Source organism: Proteus sp. MB838 (genome assembly GCF_054767435.1).
Map to the genome: position 1 here is coordinate 50,092 of NZ_BAABMO010000004.1, position 17,640 is coordinate 67,731.

Consider the following 17,640-nt stretch of genomic DNA (forward strand, 5'->3'; position numbering starts at 1 on the left):
AAATTGTCAGTACATTGAGACTGGCAGGTTTATATTCAGACGGGAGTTATTTCATGTCAAAACAGCAAATCGGCGTGGTTGGTATGGCAGTGATGGGACGTAACCTTGCGCTAAACATTGAAAGCCGTGGTTACACTGTATCTATCTACAACCGCTCGAGCGATAAAACCAATGAAGTGATCGCTGAAAATCCAGGTAAAAAACTGGTTCCGAATTACTCTATTGAGGAATTTGTTGATTCATTAGAAAAACCGCGTCGTATTTTGTTAATGGTTAAAGCGGGTGAAGCAACAGATAAAACCATCGCAGCGCTGACACCACATTTAGATAAGGGCGATATCCTTATTGATGGCGGAAATACTTTCTTTAAAGATACTATTCGTCGTAATCGTGAGCTATCGGCTCAAGGTTTTAACTTTATTGGTACGGGTGTTTCTGGTGGTGAAGAAGGGGCATTAAAAGGACCTTCTATTATGCCTGGTGGTCAAAAAGAAGCCTATGAGTTAGTTGCTCCTATTCTTGAGAAAATTGCCGCGGTGGCAGATGGCGAGCCTTGTGTCACTTATATTGGTGCAGATGGTGCAGGTCACTATGTGAAAATGGTACACAATGGTATCGAATATGGTGATATGCAACTGATAGCAGAAGCTTATTCAGTATTAAAACACTCACTAGGTTTAACTAACGAAGAGTTAGCGGACACTTTTACCGAGTGGAATAAAGGTGAATTAAGTAGCTACCTTATTGAAATTACTGCTGATATTTTCCGTAAGAAAGATGAAGAAGGTAACTACCTTGTTGATGTTATTCTTGATGAAGCGGCAAATAAAGGCACCGGTAAATGGACTAGCCAAAGCTCTTTAGACTTAGGTGTTCCTGTTACGTTGATTACAGAATCTGTTTTTGCACGTTATATTTCTTCACTGAAAGATCAACGTGTGGCGGCATCTAAAGTATTATCAGGTCCAACACCAAAAGCATTTACTGGTGATAAAAAAGCCTTTATCGAGAATGTTCGTCGTGCACTATATTTAGGTAAAATCGTCTCTTATGCGCAAGGCTTCCAACAATTGAAAGCTGCATCAGATGAATATAACTGGGATCTAAATTACGGTGAAATTGCGAAAATTTTCCGTGCAGGTTGTATCATTCGTGCTCAATTCTTACAAAAAATCACTGATGCCTATAATGACGATGCGAATATCGCTAATTTATTATTAGCACCTTACTTTAAAAATATCGCTGATGAGTATCAACAAGCATTGCGTGATGTTGTTTGTTATGGTGTTCAAGCAGGTATTCCTACGCCAACATTCTCCGCGGCTATCTCTTATTACGATAGCTACCGTGCGCAAGTGTTACCAGCAAACTTAATTCAAGCACAACGTGACTATTTTGGTGCGCATACTTATAAACGTACTGATAAAGAAGGCGTATTCCATACTGAGTGGATGGAGTAAGTTTTAAAAACAGTGAGTTATAAGTGTTAGGGGTGCTGAATTTCAGCACCTTTTTACTATTTGTAATTAAAAAGTTATAGTTAAAAAATACTTTTTAGCTGCATTTTATAGTACTTTTATTAATCATTATGCTCTTGAGCATCTTGGCGAATAAAATGAATTAACTCAGGCTGAGCAATACGCTGATAATCTTGTGTATTTAAAATAATCGAGCGTTCTAATGTTCCAGCATTAAAGGCTAATTCATCAAAACGTTCAAATAATAGCGGATCAGCAACCAGTTTTAGTGCTGGATGAAAACTAAAAGGTGGGATCGCGCCAAATACACATTGCGTTAGTTCATCAACTTCTTTCGGGCTTGCAAGAGAGGCTCTTGTCCCACCAATAGCGATAGCGAGTTTTGATAGATCAGCTTGTTTATCAGCAGGTAAAATGGCCAGTACATGTTGTTTAATACCATTGCCTTTTACATGACAAACTAGACCTTTTGCCCCTTGCCCTAATTGTGTACCTCTTATTTTAGCAACTTCCTCAGAACGACCCGCGGTCGGGTGTTCCATGACGCGATAACGGGCGTGGTGGTTATTGAGTAATGTGGTTAATTGCTCGAAAATAGTCAAAGACATCAATGACTCCTAAGATTAAGCATGTATTTTTATTCGGTCATTATACGACTTTAAAAAAATTTTTCTGCGGTGATATGTTTCTTTGGTATTTATTATTTTGATAAGCCTATCAAATTATTTTGTTACAAATGATAATATGTTAATAGTATTATCCTATTGAATTAATAGGATAATTAGATTATCTATATTATTTTAGAGCTCTAATATTATAAAAAAATTAATATTTATTCATTATATTGATAATGATCAATTTAAGAATAAAAAGAATAGAACATATTAAAACGTAGATTAAATTACTAAAAGGAAGTCAATAATGGCCAGTTCAACATTTTATATCCCTTCAGTAAACAAATTAGGCGCAGGTTGTCTTGCAGACGCGATAAACTCAATGAAAGACTTTGGCTTTCATAAAGCACTGATTGTTACTGATAGTGTTTTAAATCAATTAGGTGTTGTAAATAAAGTGAGTGAATTACTGGCAAAATCAGGTATTGCTAGCGTTACTTATGATGGTACAGCGCCAAACCCTACCGTTGAAAATGTTGAAGCGGGGTTAGCCTTATTAAAAGAGCATCAATGTGACTGTGTTATCTCTTTAGGTGGTGGCTCTCCTCATGACTGTGCTAAAGGTATCGCACTAGTCGCTGCCAATGGTGGTAAGATTGCCGATTATGAAGGGGTTGATCGCTCTGAGCATCCGCAATTACCACTGATTGCAATTAATACAACCGCTGGTACTGCTTCTGAAATGACACGTTTTTGTATCATCACGGATACTGCGCGTCATATTAAAATGGCTATTGTTGATAAAAATGTAACACCAATCTTATCTGTAAATGATTCAGAGTTAATGATTGGCATGCCAAAAGGTTTAACCGCAGCTACGGGTATGGATGCGTTAACCCATGCTGTTGAAGCTTATGTCTCTACTGCCGCTAATCCTATTACTGATGCATGTGCGTTAAAAGCAGTGACGATGATCAGTGAGTCTTTACGTAAAGTCGTTGAAAACGGTGGTGATACAGCAGCACGTGAAAATATGGCTTATGCACAATTTTTAGCGGGTATGGCATTTAATAATGCTTCTTTAGGTTATGTGCATGCTATGGCTCACCAATTAGGTGGTTTTTATAACTTACCTCATGGTGTATGTAATGCAGTATTACTGCCTCATGTTCAAGCTTATAATATCCAAGCAGCAGCAGGTCGTTTAAAAGATATAGCGCAAGCTATGGGTGTTGATGTTTCGGCAATGAATGATGAGCAGGGTGCGCAAGCTTGTATTGAAGAGATCCGCAAAATCGCCAAAGATGTCGGTATCCCAGCAGGCCTGAAAGAATTAGGCGTGAAAGAAGAAGATTTTAAAACATTAGCTGAAAATGCATTAAAAGATGCATGTGCCATCACTAACCCTGTTCAAGGTAGTGAAAGTGATGTTATCGAGATATTCCGCCAAGCAATGTAATCGCTAAAAATAAGAGGGTTAATATAAGTTAACATCTTATTTAAGCAAAGAATTAACACCTCAAATATCAATGTCGTATTTGAGGTGTTTTTTATATTATTAAGTATTAAGTGGTCATGTAGTTTAATGACTGACACTTATTTTATTGCGCTTTTTTATGACGCTTTTGTAAGCAATCAATCACATCAGATAGAGATAGCGATTGGTCTTGTAATAGCACCATTAAATGATAGAGCAAATCAGAAGCTTCATTTTTTAACTCTTCACGATCATTAACAGTTGCAGCTAAAGCAGTCTCAACACCTTCCTCTCCGACTTTTTGTGCGATACGTTTGGTTCCGCTGGCATAAAGTTGTGCCGTATAAGAGCTATCTGGCGAGGCGCTTTTACGCTCGCGCAGTAAGTTCTCAAGCTCATAAAGAAATCCCCATTGGCTTTTAGCTGGAGCAAAACAACTTTCAGTCCCATTATGACAAGTAGGCCCGATTGGGTGAGCTAAAATAAGTAAAGTATCGTTATCACAATCAGGATAAATATCCACCAATTTAAGGAAATTGCCTGATGTTTCACCTTTTGTCCATAAACGTTGTTTAGTTCGTGAATAGAAAGTGACCTTGCCACTGTTTAGCGTCATTTCTAATGCGGCTTTATCCATATAACCAAGCATTAAGACATCACCAGAAATAGCATTTTGGATAATGACAGGCATTAGGTTATCGACTTTTTGCCAATCTAATTGGGCGAGTTTTGTATTATTCATTATATTCTTACCTTAACGCCATTTTCTGCGAGATACTGTTTCAATTCGTTGATATTAATGATCTGCTTATGGAATACGGAAGCGGCAAGGGCACCGTCAACATTGGCTAATTTAAACGCATCCAGAAAGTGTGACATTTCACCTGCACCGCCAGAAGCTATCATGGGAACCTGAGTGACTTGGCGTACCAGTGCGAGTTGTTTTAAATCATAGCCTTGTCTTACACCATCTTGGTTCATCATGTTTAACACTATTTCTCCCGCCCCCCGTTGCTGTACTTCTTGTACCCAATCGAGCGTTTTCCATGGCGTTTGTTGTGTGCGTTTTTCATCACCCGTAAATTGATAAACGAGATATTCCCCAGTTTTTTCATCAAACCATGTATCAATTCCCACAACTACACACTGCACACCGTAGCGATCGGCAAGGCGAGAAATCAGTGTTGGATCAGAAAGTGCAGGGGAATTAATTGAGATTTTATCTGCTCCAAAAGAGAGAATTTTCCCGGCATCTTCTACTGAGCGAATGCCACCCGCAACACAAAATGGAATATCAATCACTTCGGCTACCCGCGATACCCAACTTTTATCGACCACTCGGCCATCAGAAGAGGCGGTAATATCATAAAAGACCAGCTCGTCGGCACCTTCTTTCGCGTAGCGTTCTGCTAAGGGAACAATATCACCAATAATTTCATGGTTACGAAATTGCACACCTTTAACAACCTGTCCATCACGAACATCAAGACAAGGAATTATGCGTTTTGCCAACATGATATCGCCTCTTGTAATGTGAATTTGCCTTCTAATAGTGCTCTGCCAACAATAATGCCCGCAACACCCGATCCAGGAAGTGCTGCAATATCCTGTAAATCGCCAATACCGCCTGAAGCTTGGAATAAAATATCAGGGAAACGCTGGCTAATTTCTTTATACAGTTCGACGTTAGAACCGGCTAAGGTGCCATCACGAGAAATATCAGTACACAACACATGCTTTAATCCTACAGGTTGATAAAGTGCGATGATCTCTTCTAGTGTATAGGGGGAGTTTTCTTGCCAGCCACTTACCGCCACCCATTTTTTACCTTGTTCGTCGATACGAACATCAAGGGCGAGTACAATCGCATCGGCACCATAACGCTCAAACCATGTTTTGACTAATTCGGGCTGGCTCACCGCTGTAGAGCCAATCACCACTCGACTTGCTCCTGCGGCTAATAGCGACTTCACATCTTCTTCGCTACGAATACCACCACCAACTTGCACAGGAACGTTAACACAGGCAACTAGCTGTTTTAATAGTGGGATCTGCCGTGCAAGTGGATCTTTCGCACCAGTTAGGTCGACGAGATGCAATAATTTTGCTCCGTCTTGTTGATACTGTTGATAGCGACGGATCGGATCATCATCATAATCACGTTGTTTATTATAATCACCTTGATGAAGACGAACGACTTTGCCATCAATTAAATCTAATGCCGGAATAATCATAACGCGTTACATCTCCAAAAAATTCTTAATCAGTTGAGCACCCGCTTTTCCTGAGCGTTCAGGGTGAAATTGCACCCCATAGAAATTATCTTTCTGAATGGCACTGCTAAAGCGTGAACCATATTCTGTTTCGGCTATGGTTGAGTCATTGAGCCCTAAACCATAACTGTGAACAAAATAGAACCAAGCGTCGCTGTCAATATTGCGAAATAGAGGGTGAGCGGGTTTTGCTAATACCTGATCCCAACCCATATGCGGTAAGGGTAATCCTTTGGTATCAAGTTTATTGATATTACCGTCAACTAATCCTAATAGAGGGATATTGTGACCTTCTTCACTCAGAGAGGCCAAAATTTGCATTCCTAAGCAAATGCCTAATACGGGTTGGGTTAACGCTTTAATTAAAGGGATAAGTTCACGGGCTTTTAGTTGTTCCATAGCGGCACTAGCTGTTCCCACCCCGGGTAGAAACAGTTTATCAGCAGATAACACGATATTTTTTTCATAAGAAATAATCGGATCGTAACCTAGCCTTTGTACGGCGTACGCAACCGAGGCTAAATTAGCACAACCTGTATCAAGAATGACGACTTTCATCACAGCACACCTTTTGAACTGGGTAAGGTATTTCCTTCAACACGAATAGCTTGGCGTAAGGTACGACCAAATACTTTAAACAGACTTTCTGCTTTGTGGTGATCGTTTTTGCCTTTTGATTTTAAGTGTAGAGTGCAGCCCATAGTGTAAGAGAGAGAGCGGAAAAAGTGCTCAATCATCTCTGTGCTTAAATCACCAACGCGCTGATATTTAAATTCTGCTTTATATTCAAGGTGAGGGCGTCCAGAAATATCTAGCGCACAACTTGCTAGGCACTCATCCATAGGCAAAGTAAAACCAAAACGTGCAATGCCGCGTTTATTACCTAATGCTTCTCGCAGTGCTTCGCCGAGTGCAAGACCGGTATCTTCAACGGTGTGGTGATCGTCAATGACTAAATCCCCTTGTACGTTGATATTCATACGAAAGCCACCGTGGGTGGCAATTTGATCTAGCATATGATCAAAAAAACCAACTCCAGTGCTAATTTGGCTTTCACCTTCACGATCAAGCCAGATATCAATGGCAATTTGTGTCTCTTTGGTTTTACGTTCAACGTGGGAGTAGCGATCTTTTTTCGTCAGCAATTCACTGATAGCTGACCAGCTTAATTCATTGGCGTTATAGCGTAATCCGTTGATCCCCATATTTTCAGCTAATTGTAGATCGGTTTGTCTATCACCAATCACATAGCTATTGGTTTTATCAAGAGCACTTTCAACCAGATATTGGGTGACCAACCCTGTTTCAGGTTTACGACAAGGACAGTTGTCTTCAGGTTTATGAGGGCAGATTAATACGTCATCAAAAACAATGCCTTGTGAAGAAAAAATCTGCATCATGAGATTATAAGGGGGTTCAAAGTCCGCTTGTGGAAAACTGTCTGTACCAAGCCCATCTTGATTGGTGATCATAATAAGCTTATAGCCCGCCTGTTGTAAGTTGAGTAATGCGGGAATAACGCCATTTTCAAAGGCAAGCTTATTGAGACTATCAACTTGGTGATCGGTTGGTGGCTCAGTGATCAAAGTACCATCACGATCGATAAAAAGAATTTTCTGGCTCATGGTTGAGATCCCTCAGTGGTGATTTTTTATTGTTATCATTAGTGATGTTTATACGTTTGCCGTTTGTCTATTTTTTATAGCGGTTATCACGCTATCACACTCTTGACGCGTACCGATAGAGATGCGTAAACAGCCTGCCAGCCCATATTGACGCTGTTGATCGCGTAAAATAATCCCTTGCTCCCATAAACTGCGGAAAACACAATCAGCATCAGTGAATTTCACTAAAATATAGTTGGTTTCACTACAATAAACCTGTTCAACATTGGGTAAATTTTTTAGTGCATCTGCTAAATATGCTCTATTGTGTACAATTTCCGTTACCCGTTGTTTCATCGCTTCTATACCTTGGTCAGTTAATGCTTGTGCCGCAATATCAGCAACTGGGGTAGAAAGTGGGTAAGGGGCGATCACCTTAAGTAATAATTCAATAACAGGTGAATTGGCAAGTGCAAAGCCACAACGCAGCCCCGCTAATGCAAAAGCTTTAGAGAGAGTTCGCAAAATGACTAAATTCGGATACTCTTGTAACCAAGTGACTAGTGATGCTTGAGGACAAAACTCAATATAAGCTTCGTCAATAGCCACAATGGCTTTATCTTTTGCTAATGCTAATACTTCGCGGATCAGTGAAGGCTCAACGATATTGCCCGTTGGGTTATTGGGACTGCATAGGTAGATAAGTTTTACATTATCAAGTTGTGATGCAATGGCTTTGACATCAGGCTCCCAATCAGCAAGAGCAGGGACAACACGCTGTTCTACACCAAAGGTTTCCGCACTGACGCTGTACATACCATAAGTGGGTGGACAATAGAGAACAGCATCTTTACCAGGCTCACAAAAAGCACGGATCAGTAGTTCTATCGCTTCATCGGCACCTCGGCTAACTAACACTTGCTCAGGTTGAACGCCTGCATATGCTGCATAGCGATTAATTACGTTAACCGGCTGACACTCAGGGTAGCGGTTTAAATTTTTTTCATTAAACGTAAAGTCAGGAGCGGTAGGGTATTCATTGGCATTTAACCAAACCGAGCCATTTCCACCTAAACGTCTCGCTGATTGATAAGGGGTTAACTGGCGAACATTTTTTCTGGCTAATAGGGTAATATCAAAGGGCGTGTTCATGGCTAGTTATCTCCTTGAGCCAAAGCGTTAACGCGAAGTGTGACGGCATTTTTATGTGCAGTTAATTGTTCTGCTTGCGCTAATATTTCAATGGTATTGGCTAAATCCGCCAAACCTTGAGCAGTCAGTTTTTGTACGGTCATACGCTTCATAAAATCGGCTAAGCCTAAACTCGAATAGGTAGCGGTATAACCGTATGTAGGTAGTACGTGATTGGTGCCAGAAGCGTAATCTCCCGCTGATTCAGGAGACCAAGCTCCTAAGAACACGGAGCCGGCGCTAGTAATGCTATCAACAAGTGAGTCTGCATCATTAGTCTGAATAATTAAGTGTTCAGGCCCATAGCGATTACTGATTTCAATACATTGGTTGAGATCACGGGTGATAATGACACGACTTTCGGCTAAGGCTTGTTGTGCTATTTCTGCGCGAGTTAATTGTGTTAATTGGGCTTGCGTCTCGCTAATGACCGCTTTGGCAAGGGCTTCATCTGGGGTTAATAGCACCACTTGTGAGTCAGGGCCGTGCTCTGCTTGTGATAGTAAATCAGCGGCAATAAAGGCAGGATCAGCATCGGCATCAGCAATCACTAATACTTCCGAAGGGCCAGCTGGCATATCAATAGCCGCACCTTGTAGCGATTGGCTGACTTGGCGTTTTGCTTCTGTCACATAAGCATTTCCCGGGCCGAAAATTTTATCTACCTTTGGGATAAACTCTGTACCAAAAGCCATCGCAGCAATGGCTTGAGCACCACCGACTTGGAATATTTCATCAATACCAATTTGTTGCGCAATATACAATATTTCATCAGCAATCGGTGGCGGAGAGCATAAAATTATTTTGCGACAACCGGCAATACGGGCCGGTAGCCCCAACATCATCACTGTTGAGAGTAAAGGCGCTGATCCACCGGGAATATAAAGTCCTACGGCATCAATAGGGCGACTGACTTGTTGGCAAAATACACCAGGTTGCGTTTCTACCTCAATGGTTTTAGGAATTTGCGCTTCATGAAAACGGCGTATATTGCTCATGGCTTGCGCTATTGCTTGTTTGATTTCGTTATTGAGCCTTGCACAAGCCGCGTCAATCTGTGTTTTTGTCACCAATACGCTATCGGGAGCCGCTTTATCATATTTTTGACTCAGTGCCTTGAGGGCTTTATCCCCATCGTTGCGTACCTGAGAAATAATCGTAGCAACTTGCTCTGTAATAGACGCTGATGCGGATATCGCTGGGCGAGTGAGTAGCTGTTGTTGTTGCTGTTGGGTGCATTTATCCCAGAAATTTAATGTATTAAACGCCGTTTTCATCATCTCACCTTATTCCATCATTTTTTCAATTGGTAAAACAAGAATTGAACTTGCCCCTAATGCTTTTAGTTTTTCCATCGTTTCCCAAAAGAGGGTTTCACTGCTGACCATGTGCATTGCTACTCGATTTTGATCACCCGCTAAAGGAAGGATGGTCGGGCGCTCAGCACCCGGTAATAGGGCGATAACATCTTCAAGGCAATCACTTGGCGCGTGTAACATAATGTATTTTGATTCGCGCGCTTGAATAACTCCTTGAATACGCGTCATTAAGCGATCGATAAGGGCTTGTTTTGTTGCGTCCATTTCACCGTCACGTTGAATTAAACAAGCTTTAGAACGATAAATAACTTCTACTTCTTTTAATCCATTGGCTTCTAATGTGGCGCCAGTAGAAACTAAATCACAAATAGAATCGGCCAGACCGGCTCGAGGTGCGACTTCAACGGAGCCATTTAATAAGCAAGATTTAAAGGTGATCCCTTTTTGGTCTAAATAACGTTTTAATAGATTAGGGTAAGAGGTGGCAATACGGGTATTATTGAGGCATTCAACCCCTTGATAATCAAAATCAACCGGTGCAGCAAGAGATAAACGGCAAGCACCAAAGTCAAGACGACGCAGTGTGATATAACTTGGATTTTCTCCTTGTGCTCGGCGTTTTAGTAATTCTTCTTCTAATACATTTTCACCAATAATGCCTAAATCAACCACTCCGTCCATCACTAAACCGGGGATATCATCATCTCTGACACGTAAAATATCGATAGGCATATTTTCCGCATAAGCGATAAGGCGTTGTTGGTTTAAGTTTATTTTAATGCCACAACGCGCTAAAAGTGCTCGTGAATCATCACTTAAACGACCTGATTTTTGCATGGCAATTCGTAATCTTGTTTTATCTAACATAATGTTACCCTATCTTTGTCCGTATTCTTGTTATGAAATTTAGCTATAAAAAAACCCCGGAAGTTGCCTTCCGGGGTTTTTATTTTATTGTCTGCACTCAGACCACCGGAAGCGTTACCTAAACGTCTTCCAGCACTCATCGCCTGAAAGACTAGTCAGGATGATGGTGATGATGGTGGTTTAATTGAATGCTATACATAATGTTTTCCTAGCGAATAAAAATACCCGTTATAAATAATTAACCAGTATTTAAAATTTGTCTGCCTTTCAACCTACCTGATTTATAAAGTAAAAATCAACCTATTTTTTAATAATAATTTAAATAAATTGTAACCTTATGTTTTTTAGAGAATTTTAATATTTCTTTTCTTTACTTAACCGAGTAAGTGCGCCAGTATATTAAAGCAGGCTAAATATATATAACGCTTAAGCAGTTTTTATCAGTAATGGATAAAATTAAGTTTTGTTACATAATTTAAATAAGCCATGAAAGTAGGGGTAGAAAATGAAACGGATCACGATAGTCGGATTAGGTTGGTTAGGATTACCACTTGCCAATGCCTTGCGTGAAGCGGGGTATCAAGTAAAAGGAACAAAAACCACAGAAGATGGTGTAGAAGCAGCACGAATGAGTGGTGTTGATTGTTGTCTAATGAATTTAACACCGGCTATTGAGTGTGATAGAGATGATTTTGATTACTTAATGGAAACTGACGTACTGATTATTACATTACCTCCCAGTGCGGCGGGAGGAGGATATGATTATGTTGAAGGGATACAAACGTTAGTGGATAGTGCCATGTCTCGGCATGTGACAAGAGTGATTTATATTAGCTCTACTTCAGTATATGGCAATCAAAGTGGTGTTATTACAGAAGAAGTTGATATTAGGCCAGAAACGCAATCCGCTAAGATGATAGCGGAAGTTGAAAATTGGTTACATCGCTTACCACTTACGACCGTCGATATTTTACGTTTGGCGGGGTTAGTTGGGCCTGGTCGTCATGCAGGACGCTTTTTATCCGGTAAAAAACAGGTCAAAGGTGCACATCAGAGTGTCAATTTAGTGCATTTAGACGATGTTATTTTTGCGATAGAGCAACTGCTTGCTCAAAATGAAGGAGGCCGTTTATATAATTTATGCGCGCCTATTCATCCTAAAAAGAAAGATTTTTACAGCCGTGCTGCTGCACAGTTAGATCTTACTCCCCCTGAATTTGCTCTAGAAGATAAACCGCCAGCACGAGAGATCGACGGTCAGGAGATTTGCCGAGATCTCGGATTTCATTATCACTATCCTGATCCCGACAAAATGCCAATGAGTTAATTTACCGGCAGTAAAACGACATCACGGAAGATCTGATTTTCACTTAATTGTGCAAACCAGCGTTGTAGATGTGGATAATTTGCACCTTCTTGGCAAACCTCTAGCCATGGGTATACCAAAGGAGCAATAGCGATATCAGCTAATGAAAAATAGTCACCGGCAAAATAAGCTGTTTTAGCCAGTTGATCATCGGCAATTTTGATCAGTTGGTTTAATTTCGCTTTTAGGCTCTGTACAAGCTGTGGATCTTGCTGCTCTTTTGGTGTGCGAACAAGATTTATCATCATTTGTTGGATTGGAGAAAAAAGGCTACCATTTGACCAATCCATCCATTTTTCAACGTTTGCGCGTTGCTTTACATCGGTTGGGTAGAGATGATAATTTTCATATTTGGTACATAAATAACGAATTATGGTATTTGACTCCCATAAGGCAAAATCATCATCTTGTAAGGTAGGAATAGATGCATTGGGATTGAGTGCTAAATAGTTGGCCTCATGAAGTCCACCAAAAGGGCCTCCGACATCAATTTGTTCGTAAGGAGCTTGAAGCTCTTTTAAACACCACAGGACTTTTTTAACGTTCGATGAGTTTTTTCTACCCCAGACTTTTAACATAAAGGTCTCCTAAACCACGATAAGTAACAAAAATTCCCTCTGTAGGGCGTTAAATATGAATATAAGATAAATCTTTATCTATCAATGTTGGCGTCTTATTCCATAAAGCCCTATAGTAGGAAAGCTTTAACAAATTGATATAAAAGGGTGATCGGTAATGAAAACAAATCTTCCATCCGTATTGGCTAAGGTTACCGCGGGAATGGGTTTACTGCTAATTATTTCTAGTCCTACTTTTGCGGTGAGTAATCCTGTGCCGCCTCAAATTGAGGCTAAATCTTACGTATTAATGGATTATAACAGTGGAAAAATACTTGCTTCAGAGAAGCCTGAAGAGCGCCTAGATCCTGCCAGTCTAACCAAAATAATGAGTAGTTATGTGGTAGGACAAGCGATAAAAGAGGGACGTATGTCGCCCGATGATATTGTTATTGTTGGGCGCAATGCTTGGGCGACAGGTAATCCTGTTTTAAAGGGCTCATCCTTGATGTTTTTAAAACCAGGCGATCGAGTTAAAGTGATCGACTTAAATCGAGGTATGGTGATCCAATCTGGTAATGATGCCAGTATTGCGTTGGCAGAGCATGTTGCCGGTAGCCAAGAAACCTTTGTTGATCTTATGAATACCTATGCCGCGAATTTAGGTTTAAAAAACACTCACTTTAAAACAGTACACGGTCTAGATTCTGAAGGGCAGTACACCACAGCACAAGATATGGCGTTATTAACAGCTGCCATGATCCGCGATGTACCTTCAGAATATGATATTCATAAAGAAAAAGAATTTACCTTCAACAATATTCGCCAGCCAAATCGTAACCGTCTATTGTGGAATAAAAATATGAATGTCGACGGTGTAAAAACCGGGCATACCAATGGGGCTGGCTATAACCTTGTCTCTTCGGCAACCGAAGGAAATATGCGTCTGATTGCAGTGGTTTTAGGGGCGCCATCAGATAAAGTGCGTTTTGCTGAAAGTGAAAGATTACTCGGCTGGGGTTTCCGCTTTTTTGAAACCGTGACACCTGTAAAAGAGAACGTGCCCCTGACTACGCAAAAAGTATGGTATGGCGATAAAGGTGAAGTGGCTTTAGGAGTTGCTAAAGATGCATCAATCACCATTCCTAAAGGAGAGCTAAAGAACTTAAAAGCCTCTTTTACATTGACTAACCCCGAATTAGAAGCACCATTAACACAAAATCAAGTAGTAGGAACAGTGAATTTCTTACTAAACGATGAAGTGATTGAGCAGCGTCCATTAGTGGTAAAAGAAGCGGTTGAAGAAGGGGGGTTCTTTAGTCGTATCTGGGACTTTGTGGTTAAAACAGTCTCTGGTTGGTTTAATGCGCTTTTTGGTTAATTAAGTTCATAATTACTGAAAAAACTCACCCATTTAAAATAAGAATGCCAGTATTAACTGGCATTCTTTATTGAGTAGGTTTTAAGTGTTTTAGAACAGTCCTTTTATTGCCCCATGATCATCAACGTCCATCGCCATTGCTGCCGGTTTTTTAGGTAATCCTGGCATCGTATTTATTGTGCCCGTTAATGCAACAACAAAGCCTGCACCAGCACTGACATACACTTCCCGGATATTAATGGTAAAATCAGTCGGGCGACCAAGTAATGCGGGATCATCTGATAGAGAATATTGCGTTTTTGCCATACAAATAGGGAAATGGCCAAAGCCCATATCCTCGATTTTTGTTAGCATCTCTTGGGCGTTAGCATTGTAAGTCACCCCTTTTGCACCATAAATTTCTTGAGCAATGGTCTCTATCTTTTGCTTTAAAGGCATATTATCAGGGTAGAGTAATTGAAACTGTGGTGCATCATTTTCTAGTGTATCAATAACCTGATTGGCTAATTCAATACCACCCGCGCCACCTTTCTCCCATACTTGACTAATGGCAAAACGACATCCTCTTTGCTGGCAATATTGGGCGATAAATTCATGCTCTTTAGCAGAGTCTGTCACATAAGCATTTACTGTAACAATAACCGGAACACCATATTTTTTCAGATTTTCAATATGCTTACCTAGATTTTCGATCCCCGTTGCTAAAGCGGTGAGATTTTCGTGATCCCACTGTGTTTTGCCTAAGCCACCATTATATTTTAATGCCTTAGTGGTAACGACTAAAACTGCACAGTCTGGTTGTAAGTCGCCTATGCGACATTTGATATCAAAGAATTTTTCCGCACCTAGATCAGCACCAAATCCCGCTTCTGTTACAGTGATATCAGCCAGTTGAAGAGCAAGTTTAGTCGCTCTTAGGCTATTACAGCCATGGGCAATGTTGGCAAAAGGGCCACCATGAATAATCGCGGGGGTATTTTCTAACGTTTGTACTAAATTAGGATTAAGGGCATCTTTAAGTAAGGTTGCCATAGCGCCGACAGCGTTGAGATCTTCAGCACTAACAGGCTCGCCTTCATAGTTATATGCAACGATGATACGTGCTAAGCGCTGTTTTAAATCATTAATATCTTTTGCTAAACAAAGGATAGACATAATTTCGCTAGCAACGGTGATAACAAAGCTATCTTCTCTAACCACCCCATCTTTGTCGCCACCTAATCCAATCACTAAATGACGTAGTGCGCGATCATTCATATCCATACAGCGCTTAAAAATAATCTTTTTAGGATTAATGTTAAGGGGATTACCTTGATAAAGCGAGTTATCTAACATCGCTGCTAATAAATTATTTGCAGAGGTGATAGCATGAAAGTCACCGGTAAAATGAAGATTGAGATCTTCCATCGGTACAACTTGTGAATATCCACCGCCAGCCGCTCCTCCTTTTAGACCAAAACAAGGGCCTAAGGAGGGTTCGCGTAATGCAATAATGGCACTTTTGCCTAATTGATTAAGGGCTTGTCCTAATCCTACCGTAACGGTGGTTTTACCTTCACCTGCTGGTGTGGGATTAATGGAAGTGACAAGCACCAATTTACCCTGTTTTTTTGAGGTGATTTTTGACCAAATACTCTGGCTAAACTTGGCTTTGTATTTGCCATAAAATTCAATATCGTCTTGGTCTACATTTATTTTTTTAGCAATATCTTGGATGAGTAAAAGCGGTGCTTGATGGGAAATTTCAATATCTGATTTCATTTTGGTTCTCTTTTTATCCCGTGTAGAGCTACATGAGTGATAATGCATCAATGCTATCGATTCAACAGATCAAGAAAAAATGTGTCGCTCTGTTGCTACTTATTGAGCGAATAACCCTCTAATTAATCAACTTTAGCTAATAATATAAATATGACCAATAGATTTATAGGTTTATAGATATTGGACTTTAGAAGATATGCTCGGTGTCACATGATACTGCCATTGTGATAAAAATATAAAATTATTATGTTGTGATTGGAGGGATCTTGGTCGGGGAGCAAAAATAAATAATGCCAGCAAAAGCTGGCATTGGTTTATGGGTAACAATCATGTCAAAGTGTTAAATTAATCGCAAGAGACTTTAATGGCTAAGCCACCTTGTGATGTTTCACGATATTTAGAATTAATATCTTTACCTGTTTCATACATGGTCTCGATGACTTTATCTAAACAGATACGTGGATCACTGACACGACGAAGCGCCATCCGTGCTGAGTTTACCGCTTGTACGGCAGCAATAGCATTACGCTCGATACAAGGCACCTGTACTTGTCCTGCAACCGGATCACAAGTAAGACCTAAGTTATGCTCCATCGCGATTTCAGCCGCAATACAGACTTGCTCAGGACTACCCCCTAGCAGTTCAGTTAAAGCCCCTGCAGCCATTGAGCAGGCTACACCGACTTCACCTTGACAACCCACTTCAGCACCGGAAATAGAGGCATTCATTTTGTACAGCGACCCAATAACACCGGCTACTAAGAAAAAGCGTGTATAGGAGTTTTCATTGACTGGGCGAATAAATTTATCGTAATAGGAGAGTACGGCAGGAATAATACCGCATGCGCCATTAGTGGGTGCTGTTACAACACGTCCACCGGCTGCATTCTCTTCGTTTACGGCTAATGCAAACATATTGATCCAATCAACCACTGTCATAGGATCGGTGGTGGTTTTATCTTCAGTCACTAACATACGACGTAACGCAGACGCGCGACGAGGAACACGTAATGGTCCCGGTAATAAGCCTTCGGTATTAACACCGCGCTCGATACCTGATTTCATTACCTCCCAAACGGCAGCAAAATGGGCTGAGATCTCTTCTTTACTGCGTAATGCAAGTTCATTTTGCATCACCAGTGCAGAAAGAGAGAGACCGGTTTCCTTACAGTGACGTTGCAAATCGGCAGCATATTGATAAGGATAAGGTACTTCAACTTTATTCTCTTCGGGTTGACCAAAATGCTCTTCATCAACAATAAAGCCGCCACCAATGGAGTAATAGGTTTTTTTCAACAGAAGTTGTTCGCCATTATAGGCGCTGATAGTCATACCATTTTCATGAAGAGGTAAATTACTTTTATGAAAATTCATGCCTCCAACCGCGGGGAAATCAACCTCTTGAGCACCATTAGCTAACATCAAACGTCCGGTATTTTCGACTTGTTTAATAAAAGGTGCGATAGCGTCAATATCAACCGTATCAGGTAAATTACCGGCTAATCCCATAATAATCGCGATATCTGTTGCGTGACCTTTACCTGTTAGAGATAAAGAGCCATACACATCAACGACTACGCGGGAAACAGAGGAGAGAATGTTTTTCTCAGCAAGTAAATCGACAAATTCTTTACCTGCTTTCATTGGGCCTACCGTGTGTGAGCTTGAAGGTCCAATACCGATTTTAAAAATATCAAAAACGCTAACCATAATATTCGCCTCCCTAATTTAAAGGCGCACTGTGTGTTATTA

16 protein-coding genes and 1 other annotated feature are annotated in these 17,640 nt (G+C 40.6%); of the genes, 4 read left to right on the top strand and 12 right to left on the bottom strand.

Annotation, left to right across the window (positions count from 1 at the left end; genetic code table 11):
- Positions 1-53: 53 nt before the first annotated feature.
- Positions 54-1,460, top strand: coding sequence for an NADP-dependent phosphogluconate dehydrogenase (gene gndA, locus ACYUCW_RS02780; RefSeq protein WP_004247595.1), 1,407 nt, complete (start codon positions 54-56; stop codon positions 1,458-1,460).
- A gap of 119 nt (positions 1,461-1,579) precedes the next feature.
- Here gndA and ACYUCW_RS02785 read toward each other — a convergent pair whose 3' ends face one another.
- On the bottom strand, positions 1,580-2,086 hold the full coding sequence (locus tag ACYUCW_RS02785) for a YbaK/prolyl-tRNA synthetase associated domain-containing protein (RefSeq protein WP_036894512.1): 507 nt from the start codon (positions 2,084-2,086) through the stop codon (positions 1,580-1,582).
- A 313-nt stretch (positions 2,087-2,399) separates the two neighbouring features.
- On the opposite strand from ACYUCW_RS02785, the gene yiaY reads away from it, so the two are divergent.
- Positions 2,400-3,551, top strand: a complete 1,152-nt coding sequence (gene yiaY / locus ACYUCW_RS02790) for an L-threonine dehydrogenase (RefSeq protein WP_004244521.1) — start codon at positions 2,400-2,402, stop codon at positions 3,549-3,551.
- A 142-nt stretch (positions 3,552-3,693) separates the two neighbouring features.
- On the opposite strand, the gene hisIE is transcribed toward yiaY, so the two are convergent.
- The 8 genes from hisIE to hisG are packed head-to-tail and all read right to left on the bottom strand — an operon-like array spanning position 3,694 to position 10,823.
- A complete protein-coding gene (hisIE, locus tag ACYUCW_RS02795; RefSeq protein WP_004247598.1) occupies positions 3,694-4,311 on the bottom strand; it encodes a bifunctional phosphoribosyl-AMP cyclohydrolase/phosphoribosyl-ATP diphosphatase HisIE in 618 nt (205 codons plus the stop codon).
- Positions 4,311-5,084 carry an imidazole glycerol phosphate synthase subunit HisF gene (gene hisF / locus ACYUCW_RS02800; protein ID WP_004244523.1) on the bottom strand — a complete coding sequence of 258 codons (774 nt, stop codon included), beginning with the start codon at positions 5,082-5,084 and terminating at the stop codon, positions 4,311-4,313. Before hisF ends, hisIE begins: the two co-directional genes overlap by 1 nt.
- The gene (gene hisA, locus ACYUCW_RS02805) at positions 5,066-5,803 is read right to left on the bottom strand and encodes a 1-(5-phosphoribosyl)-5-[(5-phosphoribosylamino)methylideneamino]imidazole-4-carboxamide isomerase (protein ID WP_004244524.1); all 738 of its coding nucleotides are present in this window, start codon (positions 5,801-5,803) and stop codon (positions 5,066-5,068) included. Before hisA ends, hisF begins: the two co-directional genes overlap by 19 nt.
- A gap of 6 nt (positions 5,804-5,809) precedes the next feature.
- A complete protein-coding gene (gene hisH, locus ACYUCW_RS02810; protein ID WP_004244525.1) occupies positions 5,810-6,400 on the bottom strand; it encodes an imidazole glycerol phosphate synthase subunit HisH in 591 nt (196 codons plus the stop codon).
- Positions 6,400-7,467, bottom strand: coding sequence for a bifunctional histidinol-phosphatase/imidazoleglycerol-phosphate dehydratase HisB (gene hisB, locus ACYUCW_RS02815; protein WP_460408190.1), 1,068 nt, complete (start codon positions 7,465-7,467; stop codon positions 6,400-6,402). Before hisB ends, hisH begins: the two co-directional genes overlap by 1 nt.
- Before the next feature lie 48 nt (positions 7,468-7,515).
- On the bottom strand, positions 7,516-8,598 hold the full coding sequence (hisC, locus tag ACYUCW_RS02820) for a histidinol-phosphate transaminase (RefSeq protein WP_004247600.1): 1,083 nt from the start codon (positions 8,596-8,598) through the stop codon (positions 7,516-7,518).
- Between the two features lie 2 nt (positions 8,599-8,600).
- Positions 8,601-9,917 carry a histidinol dehydrogenase gene (hisD, locus tag ACYUCW_RS02825; protein WP_460408191.1) on the bottom strand — a complete coding sequence of 439 codons (1,317 nt, stop codon included), beginning with the start codon at positions 9,915-9,917 and terminating at the stop codon, positions 8,601-8,603.
- Positions 9,918-9,923: 6 nt separating this feature from the next.
- Complete coding sequence (gene hisG, locus ACYUCW_RS02830; protein WP_004252065.1) at positions 9,924-10,823, bottom strand: ATP phosphoribosyltransferase; 900 nt, start codon at positions 10,821-10,823, stop codon at positions 9,924-9,926.
- A 44-nt stretch (positions 10,824-10,867) separates the two neighbouring features.
- Positions 10,868-10,999: a sequence feature (His leader region), on the bottom strand.
- A 329-nt stretch (positions 11,000-11,328) separates the two neighbouring features.
- Here hisG and ACYUCW_RS02835 point away from each other — a divergent pair.
- Entirely contained in the window at positions 11,329-12,150 is an 822-nt protein-coding gene (locus ACYUCW_RS02835) for an SDR family oxidoreductase (protein WP_004247604.1), read from the top strand.
- Here the strand turns inward: ACYUCW_RS02835 and ACYUCW_RS02840 are convergent.
- Complete coding sequence (locus ACYUCW_RS02840) at positions 12,147-12,767, bottom strand: glutathione S-transferase family protein (RefSeq protein ID WP_004244532.1); 621 nt, start codon at positions 12,765-12,767, stop codon at positions 12,147-12,149. The two genes, ACYUCW_RS02835 and ACYUCW_RS02840, sit on opposite strands and share 4 nt — an antisense overlap.
- A 157-nt stretch (positions 12,768-12,924) precedes the next feature.
- On the opposite strand from ACYUCW_RS02840, the gene ACYUCW_RS02845 reads away from it, so the two are divergent.
- Positions 12,925-14,127: a serine hydrolase gene (locus ACYUCW_RS02845; protein ID WP_460408192.1), complete on the top strand. Its 1,203-nt coding sequence runs from the start codon at positions 12,925-12,927 to the stop codon at positions 14,125-14,127.
- Positions 14,128-14,217: 90 nt separating this feature from the next.
- On the opposite strand, the gene ACYUCW_RS02850 is transcribed toward ACYUCW_RS02845, so the two are convergent.
- Positions 14,218-15,888: a formate--tetrahydrofolate ligase gene (locus ACYUCW_RS02850; protein WP_163748449.1), complete on the bottom strand. Its 1,671-nt coding sequence runs from the start codon at positions 15,886-15,888 to the stop codon at positions 14,218-14,220.
- Positions 15,889-16,233: 345 nt separating this feature from the next.
- The gene (locus ACYUCW_RS02855; protein ID WP_163748451.1) at positions 16,234-17,598 is read right to left on the bottom strand and encodes an L-serine ammonia-lyase; all 1,365 of its coding nucleotides are present in this window, start codon (positions 17,596-17,598) and stop codon (positions 16,234-16,236) included.
- Positions 17,599-17,640 lie beyond the last annotated feature (42 nt).

Coding starts and splice junctions, on each gene's coding strand:
- gndA (WP_004247595.1), top strand. CDS start 54: ATGTCAAAACAGCAAATCGGCGTGGTTGGTATGGCAGTGATGGGACGT.
- ACYUCW_RS02785 (WP_036894512.1), bottom strand. CDS start 2,086: ATGTCTTTGACTATTTTCGAGCAATTAACCACATTACTCAATAACCAC.
- yiaY (WP_004244521.1), top strand. CDS start 2,400: ATGGCCAGTTCAACATTTTATATCCCTTCAGTAAACAAATTAGGCGCA.
- hisIE (WP_004247598.1), bottom strand. CDS start 4,311: ATGAATAATACAAAACTCGCCCAATTAGATTGGCAAAAAGTCGATAAC.
- hisF (WP_004244523.1), bottom strand. CDS start 5,084: ATGTTGGCAAAACGCATAATTCCTTGTCTTGATGTTCGTGATGGACAG.
- hisA (WP_004244524.1), bottom strand. CDS start 5,803: ATGATTATTCCGGCATTAGATTTAATTGATGGCAAAGTCGTTCGTCTT.
- hisH (WP_004244525.1), bottom strand. CDS start 6,400: ATGAAAGTCGTCATTCTTGATACAGGTTGTGCTAATTTAGCCTCGGTT.
- hisB (WP_460408190.1), bottom strand. CDS start 7,467: ATGAGCCAGAAAATTCTTTTTATCGATCGTGATGGTACTTTGATCACT.
- hisC (WP_004247600.1), bottom strand. CDS start 8,598: ATGAACACGCCCTTTGATATTACCCTATTAGCCAGAAAAAATGTTCGC.
- hisD (WP_460408191.1), bottom strand. CDS start 9,917: ATGATGAAAACGGCGTTTAATACATTAAATTTCTGGGATAAATGCACC.
- hisG (WP_004252065.1), bottom strand. CDS start 10,823: ATGTTAGATAAAACAAGATTACGAATTGCCATGCAAAAATCAGGTCGT.
- ACYUCW_RS02835 (WP_004247604.1), top strand. CDS start 11,329: ATGAAACGGATCACGATAGTCGGATTAGGTTGGTTAGGATTACCACTT.
- ACYUCW_RS02840 (WP_004244532.1), bottom strand. CDS start 12,767: ATGTTAAAAGTCTGGGGTAGAAAAAACTCATCGAACGTTAAAAAAGTC.
- ACYUCW_RS02845 (WP_460408192.1), top strand. CDS start 12,925: ATGAAAACAAATCTTCCATCCGTATTGGCTAAGGTTACCGCGGGAATG.
- ACYUCW_RS02850 (WP_163748449.1), bottom strand. CDS start 15,888: ATGAAATCAGATATTGAAATTTCCCATCAAGCACCGCTTTTACTCATC.
- ACYUCW_RS02855 (WP_163748451.1), bottom strand. CDS start 17,598: ATGGTTAGCGTTTTTGATATTTTTAAAATCGGTATTGGACCTTCAAGC.